This window comes from Streptomyces sp. cmx-4-9 (assembly GCF_046548835.1).
Classification (GTDB): Bacteria; Actinomycetota; Actinomycetes; order Streptomycetales; family Streptomycetaceae; genus Streptomyces.
Genome location: NZ_JAEBEE010000003.1, coordinates 445,804 through 465,052, shown reverse-complemented (window position 1 = coordinate 465,052; position 19,249 = coordinate 445,804). Strand labels below are relative to the sequence as shown.

Genomic DNA, 19,249 nt, shown 5'->3' with positions numbered 1-19,249 from the left:
CGCACGGTGTTTCACGTGAAACATCCGGTGAGGCGTTCCAGCACAGCGGCCTGTCACCGCACTAGGCGGCGGCCCGGTCCCCGAGGGGCCGGCGTCGCAGGGAGGCATCGGCCAGGGCGGGCGGCAGCCATGCCCCGTCCGCGCGGTAGAGGTTGTGGCCGGGCGGGACGATCTCGTCGATCCGGTCCAGCGCGGCATCGTCGAGGATCAGCGCGGCGCCCTTGAGCAGGGAATCCAGCTGCTCCATGGTCCGCGGACCGATGATCACCGAGGTGACCGCGGGATGCGCCACCGGGAAGGCCACGGCCAGCTCCGGCAGGGTGCAGCCGAGGGAGTCGGCGAGTTCGACGAGCTGCTCGACGGCTTCCAGCTTGGCGACATTGACCGGGATCGAGGGGTCGAAGCGGGCCGGCATCAGCGCCGCCCGGCCCCGGGTCAGGTCGACGGGCTGGCCCAGGCGGTACTTCCCGCTGAGGAAGCCCGAGGCCAGCGGGCTCCAGGTCAGCACACCCATGCCGTACCGCTGGGCCACCGGCAGCACGCCGGCCTCGATGCCGCGGGCCAGGATCGAGTACGGGGGCTGCTCCGTCCGGAAGCGCGGCAACGCCCGGCGCTCGGCCACCTGGTGCGACTCGACGATCTCCTCGGCGGGGAAGGCCGAGCAGCCGAAGGCCCGGATCTTGCCCGCCCGCACCAGATCACCGAGGACGGACAGGGTCTCCTCGATGTCCGTGGAAGGGTCCGGCCGGTGCACCTGGTAGAGGTCGATCCAGTCGGTCCCCAGCCTGCGCAGGCTCTCCTCGACGGCCCGGACGATCCAGCGACGCGAGTTTCCGCTGCGGTTGCGGCCCTGACCGGGTTCTCCCTCGCCCATGTGGAAGTGCACCTTGGTGGCGAGCACGACCTCGTCGCGGCGGCCCCGGAGCGCCTTCCCGACGATCTCCTCGGCTTCCCCACCGGAGTACATGTCGGCCGTATCGACGAAGTTGATGCCCTGGTCGAGGGCCGCGTGGATGATCCGCGCGCAGTCCTCGTGGTCCGGGTTCCCCACCGCTCCGAACATCATCGTGCCGAGGCAGTGGGTGCTCACCTCGATGCCGGTCCCGCCGAGTATTCGGTATCGCATGGTCATGAGGCCGACTGTAGATCTCGGAGTTCACTCCCGTACATGACCCGGGGGTGGCCACTCCTGGCCACATGGGCGGTCGCCCGGCCGCGGCCGGCGCGCACGTCGGCGCATGCCGAAACGCTGCCCTGGGAGCCCCCTCCCGCCCCCAGGACAGCGCCCGTTGCCGGGGTCAGTCGGCCAGCGGCAGGTACACCCGGTTGCCCGAGGCCGCGAACTCGGCGGACTTCTCCGCCATGCCCGCCTGGATCTCGTCGGCCTTGAGGTCGCCGCCGTGCTGGCGGCGGATGTCCTGCGAGATCTTCATCGAGCAGAACTTCGGACCGCACATGGAGCAGAAGTGCGCGGTCTTGGCAGGCTCGGCAGGAAGGGTCTCGTCGTGGAACTCGCGGGCCGTGTCGGGGTCGAGGGCCAGGTTGAACTGGTCCTCCCAGCGGAACTCGAACCGCGCGTCGGAGAGGGCGTCGTCCCATTCCTGGGCGCCGGGGTGGCCCTTGGCCAGGTCGGCGGCGTGCGCTGCGATCTTGTACGTGATGACGCCGGTCTTCACGTCGTCGCGGTTGGGCAGGCCCAGGTGCTCCTTGGGCGTCACGTAGCAGAGCACCGCGGTACCCCACCAGGCGATCATCGCTGCGCCGATGCCCGAGGTGATGTGGTCGTACGCCGGCGCGACGTCCGTGGTCAGCGGGCCGAGCGTGTAGAACGGCGCCTCTTCGCAGATCTCCTGCTGTAGGTCGATGTTCTCCTTGATCTTGTGCATCGGGACGTGGCCCGGGCCCTCGATCATCGTCTGGACGTTGTGGCGCTTGGCGATGGTGTTCAGCTCGCCCAGCGTCTTCAGCTCGGCGAACTGCGCCTCGTCGTTGGCGTCCGCGATGGAACCGGGGCGCAGGCCGTCGCCCAGCGAGTAGGTGACGTCGTACGTCGCCAGGATGTCGCAGAGCTCCTCGAAGTTCGTGTAGAGGAAGTTCTCCTGGTGGTGCGCCAGGCACCAGGCAGCCATGATCGAGCCGCCGCGGGAGACGATGCCCGTCTTGCGGCGGGCGGTCAGCGGCACGTACGGCAGCAGCACGCCGGCGTGGACCGTCATGTAGTCGACGCCCTGCTCGGCCTGCTCGATGACCGTGTCCTTGTAGATCTCCCAGGTCAGGTCCTCGGCGCGGCCGTCGACCTTTTCCAGGGCCTGGTAGAGCGGCACGGTGCCGATCGGGACCGGGGAGTTGCGCAGGACCCACTCGCGGGTGGTGTGGATGTTGCGGCCCGTCGAGAGGTCCATGACCGTGTCGGCGCCCCACTTGGTCGCCCAGGTCATCTTGTCGACCTCCTCCTCGATGGAGGAGGTGACCGCGGAGTTGCCGATGTTGGCGTTGACCTTCACCAGGAAACGCTTGCCGATGATCATCGGCTCGATCTCCGGGTGGTTCACGTTCGCCGGAAGCACCGCGCGGCCCGCGGCGATCTCCTCACGGACGACCTCGGGGGAGACGTTCTCGCGGATCGCGACGTACTCCATCTCCGGGGTGATCTCACCGCGGCGGGCGTACGCGAGCTGCGTGACGGCGGCGCCACCGCGGCCCCGCCGGGGCTGCCGGGGCCGGCCCGGGAAGACGGCGTCGAGGTTCTTGAGGCCACCGCGCGGCGAGGTGTGCTTGATGCCGTCGTCCTCGGGGCGGGCGGGGCGGCCCGCGTACTCCTCGGTGTCGCCGCGGCTGATGATCCAGTTCTCGCGCAGCGGGGCGAGGCCCCGGCGCACGTCCGTCTCGATCCGGGGGTCGGTGTACGGCCCGGACGTGTCGTAGAGCGTCACGTCCTTGCCGTTGGTGAGGTGGACCTGGCGGACCGGCACCCGGAGGTCGGGCCGGGAGCCCGCGAGGTACCCCTTGTGCCAGCCCGGCTGGCGCTCGGTACCGCCGTCGGCGTCCTGGCTGACGGCAGGCGTGCGTGCGTCCTGAATGGTCATGAGACCTGATCTCCCTACGCCGGCATTACCCGGTAACAGGTTCGGCGGTCGACGCAGCCTCTTCCCGTACGCGTTCTTGACCGCGTACGGTGATCAGCGCCCTCTCAGCCCGGTGCTCCGAGCTCCCGCGTTGTGCAAAGGTGCCCCCACGCTAGCGTCATCTGTGGCGTGCTGAACAGTGGGCTCCCTCATCTCTTGCGATGATCGGTTGGTGACGTCATCGCCGCAGCCCCCCACCCTGCCCTCTGACCGCCCTGACCCCACGGGCCACGCGCACGCCGGTCATGGACACGCCTCCGGCCATGGCCACAGCCACAGCCATGGCCCGGCGGCGCCCGTCTCCAAGCACCTGCGCAAGGTCATCGCGGCGGTGCTGATCCCCTTCGCGACGGCCGTGTTCGTCGGCATGGCGGTGCTGTGGCCCGGCGGCGCCCCCGCCCACGAGCGCAGCGGTGTCGGTTTCGACCGCCAGACGCAGCAGGGCAAGGTGGTCTCGCTCCAGCAGGTCGACTGCAAGTCCGTGAACGCCTCGCAGGTGCCGGCCACCGGGGACACCTCCACCCCGCAGGGCCGCGAGGCGCAGGCCGCCGAGACGGGCGAGTGCAAGAAGGCCACCGTCGAGGTCGGTTCCGGCCCCGACAAGGGCCGCACCTTCGTCGAGATCGTTCAGCCGGGCGCACCACGGCAGTTGGAGAACGGCCAGGAGGTGGTGGTCGCCTACGCCCCCGACGCTCCCCGCGACCTGCAGTACTCCGTGGTCGACGTGAACCGCAAGATGCCGATGGCCCTGCTGGCCGGCATCTTCGCGGTGGCGGTGGTCCTCGTCGGCCGGATGCGCGGGCTGTTCGCCCTGATCGCGCTGGCCGTCAGCTTCGCCGTGCTGACCCTGTTCATCCTCCCGGCCATCCTGCAGGGGTCCAACCCGCTGCTCGTGGCGGTCGTCGGAGCCAGCGCGATCATGCTCATCGCGTTGTACATGTGCCACGGCCTGACGGCCCGGACCTCGGTGGCCGTCCTCGGCACGCTCGTCTCGCTGCTGCTGATCGGCCTGCTCGGCTCCCTGTTCATCGACTGGGCGTTCCTCAGCGGCAACACGGACGACAACACGGGGCTGATCCACGGGCTCTACCCGAACATCGACATGAGCGGCCTGCTGCTTGCAGGAGTGATCATCGGATCGCTGGGTGTGCTCGACGACGTGACGGTCACGCAGACTTCGGCTGTCTGGGAACTCCGCCAGGCCGACCCCTCAATGGGCCCCCGGGCCCTGTACCGGGCGGCCATCCGAATCGGCCGGGACCACATCGCCTCCGTGGTCAACACCCTGGTGCTGGCCTACGCCGGCGCTGCCCTGCCGCTCCTCCTGCTGTTCTCGATCGCGAACAGCAGCATGGGCGCGGTGGCCAACAGCGAGCTGGTGGCGGAGGAGATCGTCCGGACGCTCGTCGGCTCGATCGGTCTCGTGGCCTCGGTGCCGGTGACCACGGCGCTGGCCTCGCTGGTGGTCTCGGCCGACCGGCCGGGCACCGCGGCCCCGGGGGCCGCCGCCCCGGGTACCGGCCCGGCTGCCGGGCCCGTCCGCGGCCGGGGGCGGCGGCGCAAGCGCTGACGGTTTCGTCAGCCCGCGTTCTGCTCGTTCTGGCGGGACTCGGCGAGGATCTTGTCGAGGGCCACGTCGAGGTTCTCCTCGAAGTCCCCGAGGTTGCGCTCCTGACCGAGCGGCACGAGCCGGTCAGTGCGGTCGAGGAACGCGACGAGCGGCGCCGCGCTGGCCCGGAACAGGGCCCGATCGCCGCCGACCTGAAGCCGGATGTGGACGTCGGACAGCCCGTCGGGGTGCGTGGGCGCGATGTGCACATCGCCGTCGCCGCACGGCTTGTTGATGCCGTCGAGAAGGAGTTCGCGGCCGAACGCCCAGGTCACGGGGGCGTCTCCGGGGAGGTGGAACGTCAGCCGGACCGCGTAGGGATCGTGCGCGTCGTACCGCAGTTCCACCGGGATCCGGAACGAGAGCTCCTCGGAGACGAGGAAGCTCATCATGACCTCTGCCTGTACCGACTCGCGCATTGCCTACCCCGCTGTAGTGGAAGTGGCCAGGAATGTCCCCCAGCGCCCTCTTGACAAGGGTGGTGTAACCGCTTCCAGATCACAAGGAGTGAGTTTTCAGATACTGATAGAGAACGAAAGGGTGCTCAACAGCGCGCCTACTTCACTCCGTAGCCGATCGACTACATAGGGCAATCGCGCTTCTTGGTGCAAAGGGAGCGAAATCGCCATGGTTGCGGCCGCATCGCCGGCCGTAATGGGGATGGCCGCACACACCGTGCCGAGAACGTATTCCTGACGCTCCGTAACCGGCTGCATCCGGCCAAGGGAGCCGATCCGCTCTTCCAACGACCTCAGGTCGGCGACCGTGTAGGGCGTGACGGCCTGAACCGGATGCCGGTCGTAGTGGTCCTTGCGGGCCCGGTCGTCGAGCTGGCCGAGCAGGCACTGGCCGATCGCGTGCGCGTGCCCGGTCTCCCGGAAGTCCGCCCACTCCTCGCACGCCGGGTTGGCCGGAGTGTCCGAGACGCCCACGACCTCGATCTCACCCTCGCGGTAGACCGCGAAGTAGACGGGGGCGCCGACGGCGTCGCGGAAGTGCGCCAGGGAGTCGAGGATCATGCTGCGACGTTTCTGCTGCAGTCCCCCACGGGCGAGACGGGCCGCAGCCTCGCCGAGGACGAAGACACCGTCCTCCCGGCGCAGATAGCCCTCGTGGGTCAGGGTGCGCAGCAGGTGATAGGCGGTCGGAAGCGGGAGCCCGGCCTCGCGGGCCAGCTGTTTCGCCGGGGCTCCCCCGGTATGGGATCCCACCGCTTCGAGCAGCCTCAGCGCCCGCTGCACCGAGCCGATCAGCGTCGGCACACCGGCGTTGTGAACCGAAGACAAAGCTCACCCCCAGGCGTGGCGGCGGGCCGGGGTGGCCCGCTCGGCGGGGGCCGCCCCCCGCACGTGCCGCGGCTCCTGGGGTCGTGCTCGGCAGTTGCGCTTACATGACCTCACGGCAGTGCGGTCGTACCGACATCCGGTGCCCAGGGGACCGGCACAGATTGCCACTCTATCGGCCGGTTCCCGGGGTATGAGCGGTTTCGGCCCCCACGTTCCCTCACCTGGCGCAACCGCGCGCGGCGCTCCGGTGGCACCACGGGGGCCTTCGACGGCGCTTTCGCGCGGGGCCTTCCCAGGACTCCTACCAGTCCGTTGAAGAGGACTTGGCCGAGCTGCCGCTGAACTTCTTCACGACGAACACCAGTCCGGCGACCAGGCCGACGAACAGGAGCAGCTTGAAGACCAGTCCGATCAGGGCACTGAGGATGCTGGTGATCACGCCGCCGAAGACGAACAGCGCCAGCAGTGGAACCGCGACCCACTTGACCCACCAGGGCATGCCCGCGAAAACCTGTCGGATGCCGTCCATGTCCTCAACCTCTTCCTCGCCGGTGTCTTCCTTCCTCCGATGCTAGGAGCCGGCAGCTCCCCACGGGCTGCGCCAAGCCCCCGGAGTCCCCTGATCCTCCCCTTAGGGGCAGCCGGGGACCGACCCTCACCCCGGGGGGCCGTCAGGCCTCCGGCGGGGAGAACACCACCATCACCCGCAGGTCCTCGGTGATGTGGTGGAACTTGTGCGGGACGCCGGCCGGTACGTAGACCACGCTGCCGCGCGCCACCGTCGTCGTCTCCTCCCCGACCGTGATCGAAGCCCTGCCGCTGACGACGAAGTAGACCTCGTCCTGCCGGTGCGGCTGCTGCGGATCGCTCTGTCCCGCATCGAGGGCGTACAGCCCTACCGACATGTTCCGCTCCCGCACGAACTGCAGGTACGCGCCGTCGTTGGCGATCCGTTCCGCTTCGAGCTCGTCCAACCGGAAGGCTTTCATCGTCGTTGTGCCCCTTGCGCTCGTCCTGTGCCCCTCGTGGCTCGGCATCCGCTGATCTGCCGATGTCCGACCGGGATCTTGTCTGCCACGATCAGACACATGACGAATTTCGTAGTCAAGACGCTCGCGAACGCCGCGGCCCTGGCCGTGGCCGTGTGGCTGGTCTCCGGCATCACCCTCGACGACGGCAACAGCCTCGGCAAGCGGACGCTCACCCTGATCCTGGTCGCCCTGGTCTTCGGGCTGGTCAACTTCATCGTCAAGCCCGTGGTGAAGCTGCTCTCGCTGCCGCTGTTCATCCTCACGCTCGGCCTGTTCACCCTCGTCGTGAACGCCCTGATGCTGCTGCTGACCTCCTGGCTCGCCGAGCAGTTCGACCTCAGCTTCCACGTCGACGGCTTCTGGACCGCGCTCGTCGGCGGCCTGATCATCTCCGTCGTCTCCTGGGCCGTGAACCTGGCCCTGCCCGACAAGGACTGACCGGGCCGCCCGGCCGGCCTGCCGGTCTCCGTACGCGAAGCCCCGAAGGAGCACACGACATGAACGCATCCCACCCGACCGCCCCGGGCGGCGGAGCGCACCCGGCCGCCCCCTGCGGCGACGGCACCCGGGCGGTACGGGCCGGGCTGCCCGAGCCCGTCAAGAACGAACCGACCCTTCCGGGACCGGTGTTCGCCGCCCATTTCCACCTTCCCGGCGACGTCGAGGGCCCGTACACCTACGGCCGAGAGACCAACCCCACCTGGACCCTGCTGGAGCGGGCCATCGGTGAACTGGAATCCCCGGGCGAGGCGGTGGAGACCGTCGTCTTCGCCTCCGGCATGGCCGCGGTCTCCGCGGTGCTCCTCTCCCAGGCCCGCACCGGCGACACCGTCGTCCTGCCCGACGACGGCTACCAGGCGCTGCCGCTGGTACGCGAGCAGTTGGAGGCGTACGGGATCCGCGTGCGCACCGCCCCGACCGGGGACGAGGCCCAGCTCGCAGTCCTCGACGGAGCGACCCTGCTGTGGATCGAGACCCCCTCCAACCCGGGGCTCGACGTGTGCGACGTACGCCGCCTCGTGGACGCCGCCCACGCGGGCGGGACCCTCGTCGCCGTGGACAACACCCTCGCCACCCCGCTCGGACAGCGCCCCCTGGAGCTCGGGGCGGACTTCTCGGTGGCCAGCGGCACCAAGGGGCTGACGGGCCACGGTGATCTGCTGCTCGGGTACGTCGTCTGCCGCGACCCCGCCCTCGCCGCCCGGGTCCGGACGTGGCGCAAGGTCATCGGCGCGATCCCCGGCCCGATGGAGGCCTGGCTCGCCCACCGCTCGCTGGCCACCATCCACCTGCGGACCGAACGCCAGTGGGCGAATGCGCTGGCCGTCGCCGAGGCCTTGGCCGACCGGGCGGAGGTGACCGGGTTGCGCTACCCGGGGCTGCCCGCGGACCCGTCCCACAAGACGGCAGTCCGGCAGATGCAGGGCTTCGGCTCGGTGGTCTCCTTCACCCTGCCCGACCGCGCATACGCAGAGCGGTTCATGGCCGCCCTGCACCTCGTCGAGGACGCCACGAGTTTTGGCGGCGTACGGTCCACCGCGGAGCGGCGCGGACGCTGGGGCGGCGACGCCGTGGCGGAGGGGTTCATCCGGTTCTCCGCGGGCGCCGAAGACGCCGAGGACCTCGTCCCGGACATCCTGCGCGCCCTCGACAGTGCAGGCGGAGCCGGCTGAACGGCCCGGAGCGGGCGGTCCGAACCTCCCCCCTCATGGCTCGGACCGCCCCGGGCTCCGCGCGCGGAGACCCGCCGTCACAAGGCTAGTTGACCGTGCGTCAGAGCCCAATCACGGTAAAGACAGGGGCCTATCGGCATATTTATAGTGGTAGACCCCCATCGAGAGGTGCCGCCATGGACCTTGCCCTGCTGCGCACCTTCGTCGCCGTGCACCGCGCCGGCTCCTTCACCCGGGCTGCCGCGCTCCTGGGTCTGTCCCAGCCCGCCGTGACCTCGCAGATACGCACCCTGGAGCGGCAGTTGGGGCGTCCCCTCTTCCACCGGCGGGCCCGCGGCGTCACGCCCACCGCCGTCGGGGACGAGCTCGCCCACAAGGCCGCCCCGCACCTGGACGCCCTGCTGGAGATCACCGAGGCCGGACGGGAGACGGCGGGCGCGTTACGTACGCTCCACGTCGCCGGTCCGCCCGAGTTCCTCTGCCTCCGGGTGCTCCCCGCGCTCGCGCCGCTGGTCGGCCAGGGCCACACCCTCCGCAGCACCCTGCGCCCCGGTGCCGAGGAGGCTCTGGACGGGCTGGCGGCCCGACACGCAGCCCGCAGCCGCGACCGTGGTCGCCCCCGATCTGCGGGCCGTACTGGAATGCGTCCGGGCCGGCGCCGGCCTCGCCGTCCTGCCCCGGTACCTGTGCGCTCCCGCCCTCGACAGCGGGCAGATCGTCGCCCTGCTGGAGCCTCCGGTGCCTCCGCTGCGCACCTGGTTCCTGGTGGTCAGAACCGGCAGCCTCGCCCTCGCGCACGTCGCCCGCGCCCACGACCGGCTGGTGAAGGCCGCCACGCAGTGGTGAGTCCCCGGCTGTTTCACGGCTCCGGCGCGTTTCAGAAGCGGAGCCGTGGGCCACTCTTCTCCCATGACCGAACGTCCCGTGGTCAAACGCACCGCCCGCGCGATCCTGCTCGACGGTGACGACCTGATCCTCATCAAGCGCACCAAGCCCGGCGTCGACCCGTACTGGGTCACCCCCGGCGGCGGGGTGGAACCCTCGGACGCCACCGTCGTCGACGCCCTCCACCGCGAGGTCCACGAGGAACTCGGCGCCAAGATCACCGATGTGGTGCCCTGTTTCGTCGACACCGTCGAGCACATCGCCGAAGGCGGGGTGACCGGCGTGAAGGTGCAGCACTTCTTCGTCTGCCACCTCGAATCGATGGACCTCAGCCAACGCCACGGCCCCGAGATCGACGAGCCCGCGGGCGAGTACGAGATCGTCCGGGTGCCCTTCAACCGGGTCGGCATCGCCGCCGTCCACCTCGTACCGCTGTCCCTGCGGCACTACCTCGACGGCAACATCGAGGGCGTACGCGCCATGCACGCCGCCGATCTGGGCTGACGCTCCACCGACACCACCCACCGCAACCGCCCGGCTGCGCCGACCACGGCGCGGTCGGAGCGGGGGAGGGCCCTGGGGCCCGCCGGCTCTCAGCTCGCGACGCCCGCCAGTTCCTCCACGGCGTCGTACCGGATGCGCTCGCCGGGGATCCCGATCCGCTTCAGCTCGTGCACTCCGCTGCGGATCATTGCGGGCGGGCCGGAGATGAACGCGTCGTACGAGCTCCACGGCCCGTGCTCACCGACCGCCTGCGGCAGCTGCCCGGCCATCCAGTCACCGACCACCGGGCGCACCGACAACCAGGGGTGGGAGCGCTGGAGTCCGAGAAGCGTGTCCTTGTCGTACAGGTCGCTGTCGCTTCGTGCGCCGAAGAACACTTCCACCGGACGCCGTTCGCCGTGCTCGGCCACGTCCTCGATGAGGGCCTTGATCGGGGCGATCCCGGTGCCCCCGCCCAGACAGAGCATCCCGTTGTCCGTGGTGTGGTCGACCACCATCGAGCCGGTCGGCGGCCCCAGGCGCAGGACGTCCCCCGGCCGGGCATGGCGCACCAGCGCATTGGAGACCCATCCCGCAGGGACGGCCTTGACGTGGAAGGAGAGCAGCCCGTCGGCGCGCGGCGCCGAGGCGAAGGAGTAGTGCCGCCACACCCGCGGCCACCAGGGTGTCTCCAGGCTCGTGTACTGGCCGGCCAGGAAGGGGTACGGCTGATCCGGGCGGACCGTCACCACGGCGATGTCCGGAGTGCGCAGATCGTGGGACACCACCTCCGCATGCCACCAGGCCGGGGCCTTCGTCTCGTCCTCCGCGGCGGCGTCGATCATGATCTGGGAGATCGCGGTATAGGCCCGTACCCAGGCGGACTGCGCCTCCGGTCCCCAGGAAGCCTCCGCGTACCGGGCCAGTGCGCCCATCAGGGCCTCGCCGACCATCGGGTAGTGCCCGGGCCGGGTGCCGTACTTGCGGTGCCCGGTGCCCAGCCGGCGCAGGTACGAAGCCAGCACCTCGGGATCGTCGATGTGCTCGGCAGCGGTCAGCAGGGCCTTCAGCAGCCGGTCCCGCTGCGTGTCCATGGCGGCGGGGAACATGCCCCGCAGATCGGGGTACCCGGTGAAGAGCAGGGCGTAGAAGTAGGAAGTCACCTTGTCGGCCACCGGGGCGATCTCCGCAAGCGTACGGCGGATGAGCACGGCGTCCGGGGAGGGCTCGGGCACCCCGCCTCCGGCGGGTATCCGCTCCGTCCCCCGTCTCGCCGATCTATTGGGCGCAGCGTCCATGCGGTGCCTCGCTTCGAGCATCTCGGTCGGTCTGCACACGCCACGGCCTTCGCTTCCGTGGTTTCGGGTTCCCCAGCGTGCCAGCTGCCCAGCAGCCCCGAGGGGAAACGCGGGAAATCGGGTTTTCGAGCCCACTTTCCTCTTAAGATGCCGCAATTCCCGGGCGTGCCGGCCCGACGAGCTGGTAGGCCTCACGAAGGTCCCGCCCTTCGTACACATGGGTCGCCTGCGCCACCAGAGCGGGCCGGGCATTGACCGCCACGGACCGCGGGACGACCTCGAAGAGCATGGCGTCCGTCGCCGAGTCCCCGTACGCGACGCAGTCTCCGCGGCCCACCCCGAACTGCGCGCAGAGCCGGTCGGCCACCGTCACCTTGGCAGCCGGCGTCAGGATCCCGGCCTCCTCCACGGGCAGGGTGAAGGGCACCGCCGGGAACACCGAGCCGTGCGCGGCGTGCGCACCCCACTCCAGCAGCAGTTCCACGAAGAAGGACGGGGACAGCGAGATCACTGCGCAGTAGTCGCCGCGCTCCCGGATCTCCTGCCATACCTCGCGGATGCCGGTGAGCCACGGCGAGCCGTCGAAGGCAGAGCGGACGTGCTCGGGTGTCAGCTCGGCCCACAGGGCATGCGCAGCCACCGAGAACTGGTGCGGCCCGAGTTCCCGAGCGCTGAAGGCGCGCTCCAGTTCGGCGATTTCCGCGCTCAGTCCCAACTGCCGGGAGATCTCGACCGGCGCGGCCGAGCCGTACATCAGGGTCCCGTCGAGATCGAAGAGGTGCAGCGTGGTCATAACGGCCGACATTAGTCCGTCCGTTTCCCGCCGAGCATCGTGTTTCACGTGAAACATTGGCCGGATTCACCGCCAGGCTGCGCGGTTTCACGTGAAACGACGGCCGGTTTCACGTGAAACATCGTGGGCCAAATCCTCTGGACTGCCCCCGGCTGATGATCCAGTCTGAACCGGTGACACCACCACATCTCACCGCACTCACCGCACTGCCGATCCGCGCCCTGACTCCGGAAGACCTCCGGTACTGCGCCGACCTCTCTGAAGACCGCGGGTGGCCTCGTGAGGACCACAAGTGGGGACTGCTTCTCGCCGCCGGGAGTGGCTACGGGGTGGACGCCCCCGACGGCCGCGGGCTGGCCGCGGTATGCATCGTCACCCGCTACGGCCATACGCATGCCGGGACGGAGCTCGCCGCCATCGGGATGGTCCTCGTCGCCGCCCGCTACGCCCGCCGGGGGCTGGGCCGCCGCCTGATGACCCACCTCTGCGACGACGTGCTCAAAGGCGTCCCGCTCACCCTGCACGCCACGCCCTACGGCCGCCCCCTGTACGAGGAGCTCGGCTTCGTCACCTGTGGGCGCGCCGAGATGCTCAGGGGCCCGTTCCGCCCCGACCCGGCCGTCCACACCGGTGGCAGCGGCCGTGTCCGGCCCGCGACCGCCGAGGACCTCCCCCGGATCGTCCACCTCGACACCGAGGTCTTCGGGAGCGAGCGAACCCACATGATCACCAGGCTGCCCGCCTTCGCGGACCGGCTGGTCGTCATGGAGGACGCCGCCGGCGAACTCACCGGCTACGCCGCGCTCTGGCCCAATATGGACACCCATGTCGTGGGCCCCCTGATTGCCCGTGACACGACGGACGCCAAGGCCTTGGTCACCGCGCTCGCCGCCGGTACCGACCGGCCGCTGCGCACGGATGTCGACGTACGGCACGAAGAACTCCTGGGCTGGCTCAAGGACCGCGGTCTGGAATCCGTGGCTTTCAACGCCGTCATGATCCGCAACATCCCCGGCCTGCCCGGTGACTGGACCCGGCGCTGGGCCCCGCTCACCGTGGCAGCGGGCTGAGAAGGGAACCTCCCCATGAACGACGACGCCCCCGACCTGGCCATCCGATCCGCCACCGCCGACGACCTTCCCGCTGTCGTGGCCATGCTTGCCGACGACCCGCTGGGCGCCTCTCGGGAGTCTCCTGAGGACCTGGCGCCCTATGTCGCCGCCTTCAAGCGCCTGGACGAGGACCCGAACCAGCGCCTGGTCGTCGCCGTCCGCGGTGGCAGGGTCGTCGGCACCCTCCAGCTCACGATCATCCCGGGACTTTCCCGCAAGGGAGCCACCCGTTCCCTGGTCGAAGGTGTGCGCGTACACGCCGATGAGCGGGGCAGCGGCCTGGGCACCCGGTTCATCGAGTGGGCGATCGAGGAGTCCCGGCGCGAGAACTGCACTCTGGTACAGCTCACATCGGATGCGAGCCGCACCGACGCCCATCGGTTCTACGAGCGGCTCGGATTCACGGCCTCCCACGTCGGGTTCAAACTCGCACTCTGACCGGAAACTCCCGTGGGCCGGGCCGCCTTGCCGGGGCCCGGCCTACGATCAGCCCATGAGCCGCAGCCTTCCTCTGATCACCACCGCCGAACGCCGCAACCGGCTCGGCAGGCGACACCGGCTGGCTCCCTCCGTTCGCGCGGTCACGGTCACCGAAGCCGCCGAGGCCGTGGTCGCCCTGCACGCCACCGACGCGGCAACCGTTTTCCTCTCCGCCCGCGCCCGGCTCGCCGAGGGCGGGCCGGCCGTGATCGAGCGGGCGCTGTACGAGGAGGTCGGCCTCGTCCGCCTGCTCAGCATGCGCAACACGCTCTTCGCCGTCTCCACCGAGCTCGCTCCGTACGTGGACTCCTCCACCGCCCGGGCCATCGCCGCCAAGGAGCGCCGCACTCTCCTCAAGCACCTCGCAGAGGACGGCCAAGGCCTGGATGCCGACTGGCTGGCAGCCGCCGAAGCCGCAGCCCTGGAAGCCTTGGACGTACACGGCCCCTGTACGGGCAGCCAGCTGTCCGCCGCTGTCCCCGCCCTGCGCCAGAAGATCACCCTCGGCCGGGGCAAGAGGAACGAGGCGCAGACGGGGGTCGCCACCCGCGTGATCCGCCTGCTCGCGGCCGACGGCCGCATCCGCCGCGACCGGCCGCGCGGCTCGTGGACCTCCAGCCAGTTCCGCTGGGTCCACACGCAGTCCTGGCCCGCGGTACCCGCAGACGAGGCCCGCGCCGAGATCGCCCGGCGCTGGCTCCGGGCCTACGGTCCGGCCACCGAGGCAGACCTCAAGTGGTGGACAGGGTGGACCCTCACCGACGCCCGCAGGGCGTTGGCCGCCGTGGGACCGGACCAGGTTCGCCTGGAGGACGGCAGCACCGCTCTCGTCAGCCCCGGCGACACCGGGCCGGAGCCCGTCCCGGAGCCGTGGGCCGCGCTGCTTCCCGGACTCGACCCCAGCGCCATGGGCTGGTCCGATCGCGGATTCCACCTCGACCCGGCCCATCGCGCGGCCCTCTTCGACTACGCGGGCAATGTCGGCCCCACCGTGTGGTGGAACGGTGCTGTCATCGGGGGCTGGGCCCAGCGAGCCGACGGCGAGGTCGTGTGGCGGCTGCTGGGGAGCCCCGGCCGCGCCGCCGAGGAGGCGGTGGCGGCCGAGGCCCGCCGGCTCGCCGAGTGGGTGGGTCCGGCGCGCGTCACACCGCGGTTCCGCACCCCGCTGGAGCGCGAACTCACCTCCTGAGCGCGGTGGTCGGCGCTATCAGCCGATGCCCCGCCAGCCCTGCGGGTCGACGCCGCCGGGCACCGGGGCCCGGTCGTCGTACGGTTCCCGCGTGAAGACGAAAGACGCGAGGTCGAGGTGGCTGACCGTGCCGTCCGCTCGGCGGACCGCCCTCAGCGTCTCCCCGGCGTAGTAGCCGGACAGGCCCGTCCAACTGCCGTCCGGCTCGGCCCGGAAGCGGGCGGAGCGTCCGCCGGCTGCCAGGGGGCCCAGTTCCAGGGACCCGTCCGCGTTCAGCCGTACGGCCTGGGCCGAGGTGCCCCAGTACCAGGGGCCGCACAGGTCCAGGGCCACCGGGTCGACCTCCCGGAAGGGCTGCCACGGCTCGGGGAAGGGCGGCTCGGCGTCGGCCACGATCGCCACCAGGTCCGCGGCCACGGCTGTGGACGCGAGTCCCGAGGTGCAGTTCGCCAGCACCACGACCGCCACGTCGTCCGCCTCACTCGTCCACAGACCGGCGACGAAACCGGGCAGCGAGCCGCTGTGCCCCGCGAGGCGTCGGTCGCCGTGCGCAAGGAGCTGCACCCCGAGCCCGTAGCCCAGCTCGGCCAGGCCCCTCTCGGGGGGTGCCGCCGCCGTGCGCATCTCCCGTACGGACGATGTGCTCAGCACCCGCTCGTCACCGCGCAGAAGGAACCCGGCGAACCGTGCCAGGTCCCGGGCCGTGGACCACAGTTGGCCGGCCGGGGCCATCAGGCCCAGGTCCTCCAAGGGTTCGGGCTGCATGACGTCCGCCCACGGGTGTACGGCCCAGCCGCCCGCGTGCGGCGCCTGGGGCTCCGTGCTCGTCCGGTCCAGGCCGAGCGGCTCCAGGACCTCGCAGCGCAGCACCTCCGCCCACGGCTTGCCGCGCAGTTGCTCGACCAGCGCACCCAGCAGGGTGTACCCGGGGTTGGAGTAGTGGTGGCGGGTGCCGGGCCGGTGGCGGAAGGGCTGTTCGCCCAGGACGTCGGCGAGTTCGGGGCGCAGGGAGCCTGGGGTCCGCTCCCACCATTCCCCGGGTGTCTCGGCTGCCAGCCCGCCGGTGTGGGAGAGGAGCTGGGCCACGGTCGCCTGCCCGGCCCCGGTCCCGCCCAGGTACTTCTCCAGGGGGTCGGTGAGGTCCAGCAGGCCCTCGTCACGCAGACGCATCACCAGAACGGCCGTGAAGGTCTTGGTGATCGACCCGATCCGGTACTGGACGTCCCCGTCCGGTCCGTGACTGGGGACCGAGGTCCGGGAGCCCTCCCAGACGATCCGGCCGCCACGGGCGACGGCCGCCACCACGGACGGCGCGCGCCCTTCGCTCTGTGCGAGGGCGATCCGGCGCCTGAGCGCGCGTCGGGTGGCAGGGAGCAGTTCCAGGTCTTCCGAGAGCTCATCCATGATCGTGCAGGTTCTCACTTTCTGTGTCCTATCCCCCGACGCTGTGACCTGCGACCTTGCCGGTGTCTCACGCGGGCCGGCCCCAGTGGATCCGTCCTCAAGACGATCGGGAGCTGTCGGGCGTCCTCGGTGTATCGGGAGAGGGACCTCGGTCCGTTGCCGGTCCCTGCCGAGCTGCCCCAGTGTCGGGCAACCCATGAAGCCTCCTTGACCAAGACTTCATGATCGAACTGGCAGGGCAGGGCGGCAAGTGACTATCGGGCTGCGATCTGCCGACGAGCGGCGGTCCAGATCTCCTCGAACTCATCGGAGGTCAGCTGCTCCGGATCGTGGCCTTCCCACTCCGAGACGCGCAGTTCCGCCGTGATCCCGAACCTGTTGTCGTACTCGTCGAGGCGACCTGTGTCGTAGGCCTGCTGCCACTCAGTCAGCGAGGCGGCGGCGATCGGGGTCAGCTCAGGTCCCTCAAGCTCGATCTGCCGGGTCACCCAACCTCCGGCTTCGACCTCGAAGTAGAACCAGATGTCTCCCTCGTCCCAGTAGCAGCGCATCCATGTCGTCACCAGCCCATGATGACGGCCTCCTCTGTGTGCCTGCCGGGGACTGCGCCGTGAGCGGAGCGAGCTGTCCGGGGGGCGCGTGCCCGCAGGGCGTCACGTGGCAATTGCCCGCAGGGAGCTTCGCTGGGTCTCTGGACTCCGGCCTCGATGAAGGGACGCGTGCAGTGTGGGAAGACCACGTGACGGTCCACCACGTCGTCACGGCCTTCTTCGTGATCGTCATCGAGCTTGACATCCACGACCCGTCGCGCGGTTTCAACGAGGTGTAGAGGGAATTACACGCGCCGACCCCGACGTGGGCACGCCCCCCGCACCGGTCAGGTCAGTGATCTGCGGTGTCTCACGGCCCCTGCACCAGCGCCGTCCAGGCCGAGACTGTGCCACGAGCTTTGAGACCCCGGATCGGGCGGGGTGCTACGTGTTGGCCATGTCCACGAACCGCGAATAGTGGCCTTGGAAAGCGACCGTGATCGTGGCGGTCGGGCCGTTGCGGTGCTTGGCCACGATCAGGTCGGCCTCACCCGCCCTCGGCGACTCCTTCTCGTACGCGTCCTCGCGGTGGAGCAGGATCACCATGTCGGCGTCCTGCTCGATCGAGCCCGACTCACGCAGGTCGGAGACCATCGGCTTCTTGTCGGTGCGCTGCTCGGGGCCACGGTTCAGCTGGGAGAGCGCAATCACGGGGACTTCGAGCTCCTTGGCCAGCAGCTTCAGGTTTCGGGACATGTCCGAGACCTCCTGCTGACGGCTTTCGGGACGGCGCGAGCCGCCCGACTGCATGAGCTGGAGATAGTCGATGACGACGAGTGAAAGATCGTTCCGCTGCTTGAGGCGACGGCACTTGGCGCGGATCTCCATCATCGACAGGTTCGGGGAGTCGTCGATGTAGAGCGGGGCCGCGGAGACGTCCGGCATCCGGCGGGCCAGCCGGGTCCAGTCGTCGTCGGTCATCGTGCCGGAGCGCATGTGGTGCAGTGCCACCCGGGCCTCCGCCGAGAGCAGGCGCATCGCGATCTCGTTGCGCCCCATTTCGAGGGAGAAGATGACGCTCGGCAGGTTGCTCTTGATGGAACAGGCCCGGGCGAAGTCCAGCGCGAGCGTGGACTTTCCCATCGCGGGACGGGCGGCGATGACGATCATCTGGCCCGGGTGCAGGCCGTTGGTCAGGGAGTCGAGGTCGGTGAAGCCCGTCGGGACACCGGACATCTGGCCGCTGCGGGAGCCGATCGCCTCGATCTCGTCGAGAGCGCCCTCCATGATGTCGCCGAGCGGCAGGTAGTCCTCGGAGGTGCGCTGCTCGGTGACCGCGTAGATCTCGGCCTGGGCACTGTTGACGATCTCGTCGACGTCCCCGTCGGCGGCGTACCCCATCTGCGTGATCTTCGTACCGGCGGCGACGAGGCGGCGCAGGACGGCCCGCTCGTGGACGATCTCCGCGTAGTACTCGGCGTTCGCCGCGGTCGGGACGGACTGGACCAGCGTGTGCAGGTACGAGGCACCGCCGACCTTGCTGATCTCACCGCGCCGGGTCAGCTCGGCGCCGACCGTGATCGGGTCGGCCGGCTCGCCCTTGGCGTACAGGTCGAGGATGGCCTGGTAGATCGTCTCGTGCGAGGGACGGTAGAAGTCGTGGCCCTTGAGTACCTCGACCACGTCGGCGATTGCGTCCTTCGAGAGGAGCATGCCGCCGAGCACGGACTGCTCGGCGTCGAGGTCCTGCGGAGGAACCCGTTCGAAGCCGCTGCCGCCGCCGTCCCAGGATCCGCCCTCGCGGCCCCGGTCGTGCTGCTCGTCCCCGCGGCCGCGGCCCTCTCCGTTGCGGCGCGTACGGGCGGGCAGACGGTCACCAGGACCGCTGTCGGCCCAGGGGTCGTCCATGGGCTCGGGCATGCTCACCGGGCCGCCTCCTCCCGTCCGCAACGCGGACCTTGCCGTGCGACTCTTTCTACGACACGGCTCTGACATATGGGGCACCCGGATCGGCTCTCGGCGAGTCGGGCAACGCACCACGGTAGGGCCGCGAGCGGCGTCAGCCAATCTTGTTATCCACAGGCTGTGTGGATGAGATGTGGATGACGGGCCCAATGCTGTGGGTAACTCCCCTGAAGCTGTGCACGGACCGGGGGACGAGGCTGTGGACAAAATCACCTGCACCACCTCTGCACCCGCCTGACCTGCACTTTCCTTCGGTTGGGCGGTCCAGTGGGAAAAATCTTGGCCACTGTCTCAAGATCGCCTCCAACGGGTGGGGAAGAACGCCCAAGTCAACGCGTCAGTAAGGCTCCAACCACCCTTGTGTCTATTACCTGTGGAAGATTAGA

At 69.9% G+C, this 19,249-nt stretch carries 18 protein-coding genes, 1 pseudogene and 1 riboswitch; of the genes and pseudogenes, 8 read left to right on the top strand and 11 right to left on the bottom strand.

The genetic code is table 11. The features are described 5' to 3' along the window. Positions 1-61: 61 nt before the first annotated feature. Positions 62-1,126: an aldo/keto reductase gene (locus ACLJTM_RS13030; RefSeq protein ID WP_411103800.1), complete on the bottom strand. Its 1,065-nt coding sequence runs from the start codon at positions 1,124-1,126 to the stop codon at positions 62-64. A gap of 172 nt (positions 1,127-1,298) precedes the next feature. Further along, complete coding sequence (gene thiC / locus ACLJTM_RS13025; RefSeq protein ID WP_411103670.1) at positions 1,299-3,086, bottom strand: phosphomethylpyrimidine synthase ThiC; 1,788 nt, start codon at positions 3,084-3,086, stop codon at positions 1,299-1,301. Continuing rightward, positions 3,081-3,225, bottom strand: a riboswitch (TPP riboswitch). (Overlaps the previous gene by 6 nt.) A 72-nt stretch (positions 3,226-3,297) precedes the next feature. On the opposite strand from thiC, the gene ACLJTM_RS13020 reads away from it, so the two are divergent. After that, complete coding sequence (locus tag ACLJTM_RS13020) at positions 3,298-4,695, top strand: YibE/F family protein (RefSeq protein WP_411103669.1); 1,398 nt, start codon at positions 3,298-3,300, stop codon at positions 4,693-4,695. Between the two features lie 8 nt (positions 4,696-4,703). On the opposite strand, the gene ACLJTM_RS13015 is transcribed toward ACLJTM_RS13020, so the two are convergent. The 4 genes from ACLJTM_RS13015 to ACLJTM_RS13000 form a co-directional block, all read right to left on the bottom strand. Beyond that, positions 4,704-5,153 (bottom strand): SsgA family sporulation/cell division regulator, encoded by a 450-nt coding sequence (locus tag ACLJTM_RS13015; protein WP_411103668.1) that lies wholly within the window; start codon positions 5,151-5,153, stop codon positions 4,704-4,706. A gap of 96 nt (positions 5,154-5,249) precedes the next feature. Then, on the bottom strand, positions 5,250-5,996 hold the full coding sequence (locus ACLJTM_RS13010; RefSeq protein WP_411103667.1) for an IclR family transcriptional regulator: 747 nt from the start codon (positions 5,994-5,996) through the stop codon (positions 5,250-5,252). Between the two features lie 325 nt (positions 5,997-6,321). Further along, positions 6,322-6,549, bottom strand: coding sequence for a DUF5326 family protein (locus ACLJTM_RS13005; RefSeq protein ID WP_411103666.1), 228 nt, complete (start codon positions 6,547-6,549; stop codon positions 6,322-6,324). A 142-nt stretch (positions 6,550-6,691) separates the two neighbouring features. After that, positions 6,692-7,009, bottom strand: coding sequence for a cupin domain-containing protein (locus ACLJTM_RS13000; protein ID WP_411103665.1), 318 nt, complete (start codon positions 7,007-7,009; stop codon positions 6,692-6,694). 99 nt (positions 7,010-7,108) lie between these two features. On the opposite strand from ACLJTM_RS13000, the gene ACLJTM_RS12995 reads away from it, so the two are divergent. From ACLJTM_RS12995 to ACLJTM_RS12980, 4 genes and pseudogenes are all read left to right on the top strand, one after another. Beyond that, positions 7,109-7,489, top strand: a complete 381-nt coding sequence (locus ACLJTM_RS12995; protein ID WP_411103664.1) for a phage holin family protein — start codon at positions 7,109-7,111, stop codon at positions 7,487-7,489. A 59-nt stretch (positions 7,490-7,548) separates the two neighbouring features. After that, positions 7,549-8,724 (top strand): cystathionine gamma-lyase, encoded by a 1,176-nt coding sequence (locus tag ACLJTM_RS12990; protein ID WP_411103663.1) that lies wholly within the window; start codon positions 7,549-7,551, stop codon positions 8,722-8,724. A gap of 176 nt (positions 8,725-8,900) precedes the next feature. Then, positions 8,901-9,570 (top strand): annotated as a pseudogene (locus ACLJTM_RS12985) (LysR family transcriptional regulator). Between the two features lie 63 nt (positions 9,571-9,633). After that, positions 9,634-10,113 (top strand): NUDIX domain-containing protein, encoded by a 480-nt coding sequence (locus ACLJTM_RS12980; protein ID WP_411103662.1) that lies wholly within the window; start codon positions 9,634-9,636, stop codon positions 10,111-10,113. 89 nt (positions 10,114-10,202) lie between these two features. Here the strand turns inward: ACLJTM_RS12980 and ACLJTM_RS12975 are convergent, their stop codons facing one another. Then, entirely contained in the window at positions 10,203-11,609 is a 1,407-nt protein-coding gene (locus tag ACLJTM_RS12975) for a globin domain-containing protein (protein ID WP_411103661.1), read from the bottom strand. Further along, positions 11,533-12,183, bottom strand: coding sequence for an HAD family hydrolase (locus ACLJTM_RS12970; protein ID WP_411103660.1), 651 nt, complete (start codon positions 12,181-12,183; stop codon positions 11,533-11,535). The genes ACLJTM_RS12975 and ACLJTM_RS12970 overlap by 77 nt, the downstream gene beginning before the upstream one ends. Positions 12,184-12,338: 155 nt before the next feature. Between ACLJTM_RS12970 and ACLJTM_RS12965 the strand changes: the two genes are divergently transcribed. From ACLJTM_RS12965 to ACLJTM_RS12955, 3 genes are read left to right on the top strand one after another with little or no spacing between them, the layout of a single operon-like run. After that, positions 12,339-13,253: a GNAT family N-acetyltransferase gene (locus ACLJTM_RS12965; RefSeq protein WP_411103659.1), complete on the top strand. Its 915-nt coding sequence runs from the start codon at positions 12,339-12,341 to the stop codon at positions 13,251-13,253. A 15-nt stretch (positions 13,254-13,268) separates the two neighbouring features. Further along, positions 13,269-13,733 (top strand): GNAT family N-acetyltransferase, encoded by a 465-nt coding sequence (locus ACLJTM_RS12960; RefSeq protein WP_411103658.1) that lies wholly within the window; start codon positions 13,269-13,271, stop codon positions 13,731-13,733. Positions 13,734-13,788: 55 nt separating this feature from the next. Beyond that, a complete protein-coding gene (locus ACLJTM_RS12955) occupies positions 13,789-14,964 on the top strand; it encodes a winged helix DNA-binding domain-containing protein (protein WP_411103657.1) in 1,176 nt (391 codons plus the stop codon). Between the two features lie 18 nt (positions 14,965-14,982). Here ACLJTM_RS12955 and ACLJTM_RS12950 read toward each other — a convergent pair whose 3' ends face one another. From ACLJTM_RS12950 to dnaB, 3 genes are all read right to left on the bottom strand, one after another. Beyond that, positions 14,983-16,368, bottom strand: coding sequence for a serine hydrolase domain-containing protein (locus tag ACLJTM_RS12950; protein WP_411103656.1), 1,386 nt, complete (start codon positions 16,366-16,368; stop codon positions 14,983-14,985). A 254-nt stretch (positions 16,369-16,622) separates the two neighbouring features. Further along, the gene (locus ACLJTM_RS12945; protein ID WP_411103799.1) at positions 16,623-16,919 is read right to left on the bottom strand and encodes a hypothetical protein; all 297 of its coding nucleotides are present in this window, start codon (positions 16,917-16,919) and stop codon (positions 16,623-16,625) included. A gap of 423 nt (positions 16,920-17,342) precedes the next feature. Next, a complete protein-coding gene (dnaB, locus tag ACLJTM_RS12940) occupies positions 17,343-18,806 on the bottom strand; it encodes a replicative DNA helicase (RefSeq protein WP_411103798.1) in 1,464 nt (487 codons plus the stop codon). Between the last annotated feature and the right edge of the window lie 443 nt (positions 18,807-19,249).

Coding starts and splice junctions, on each gene's coding strand:
- ACLJTM_RS13030 (WP_411103800.1), bottom strand. CDS start 1,126: ATGCGATACCGAATACTCGGCGGGACCGGCATCGAGGTGAGCACCCAC.
- thiC (WP_411103670.1), bottom strand. CDS start 3,086: ATGACCATTCAGGACGCACGCACGCCTGCCGTCAGCCAGGACGCCGAC.
- ACLJTM_RS13015 (WP_411103668.1), bottom strand. CDS start 5,153: ATGCGCGAGTCGGTACAGGCAGAGGTCATGATGAGCTTCCTCGTCTCC.
- ACLJTM_RS13005 (WP_411103666.1), bottom strand. CDS start 6,549: ATGGACGGCATCCGACAGGTTTTCGCGGGCATGCCCTGGTGGGTCAAG.
- ACLJTM_RS13000 (WP_411103665.1), bottom strand. CDS start 7,009: ATGAAAGCCTTCCGGTTGGACGAGCTCGAAGCGGAACGGATCGCCAAC.
- ACLJTM_RS12995 (WP_411103664.1), top strand. CDS start 7,109: ATGACGAATTTCGTAGTCAAGACGCTCGCGAACGCCGCGGCCCTGGCC.
- ACLJTM_RS12990 (WP_411103663.1), top strand. CDS start 7,549: ATGAACGCATCCCACCCGACCGCCCCGGGCGGCGGAGCGCACCCGGCC.
- ACLJTM_RS12980 (WP_411103662.1), top strand. CDS start 9,634: ATGACCGAACGTCCCGTGGTCAAACGCACCGCCCGCGCGATCCTGCTC.
- ACLJTM_RS12975 (WP_411103661.1), bottom strand. CDS start 11,609: ATGTGTACGAAGGGCGGGACCTTCGTGAGGCCTACCAGCTCGTCGGGC.
- ACLJTM_RS12970 (WP_411103660.1), bottom strand. CDS start 12,183: ATGACCACGCTGCACCTCTTCGATCTCGACGGGACCCTGATGTACGGC.
- ACLJTM_RS12965 (WP_411103659.1), top strand. CDS start 12,339: ATGATCCAGTCTGAACCGGTGACACCACCACATCTCACCGCACTCACC.
- ACLJTM_RS12960 (WP_411103658.1), top strand. CDS start 13,269: ATGAACGACGACGCCCCCGACCTGGCCATCCGATCCGCCACCGCCGAC.
- ACLJTM_RS12955 (WP_411103657.1), top strand. CDS start 13,789: ATGAGCCGCAGCCTTCCTCTGATCACCACCGCCGAACGCCGCAACCGG.
- ACLJTM_RS12950 (WP_411103656.1), bottom strand. CDS start 16,368: ATGGATGAGCTCTCGGAAGACCTGGAACTGCTCCCTGCCACCCGACGC.
- ACLJTM_RS12945 (WP_411103799.1), bottom strand. CDS start 16,919: ATGCGCTGCTACTGGGACGAGGGAGACATCTGGTTCTACTTCGAGGTC.
- dnaB (WP_411103798.1), bottom strand. CDS start 18,806: ATGGACGACCCCTGGGCCGACAGCGGTCCTGGTGACCGTCTGCCCGCC.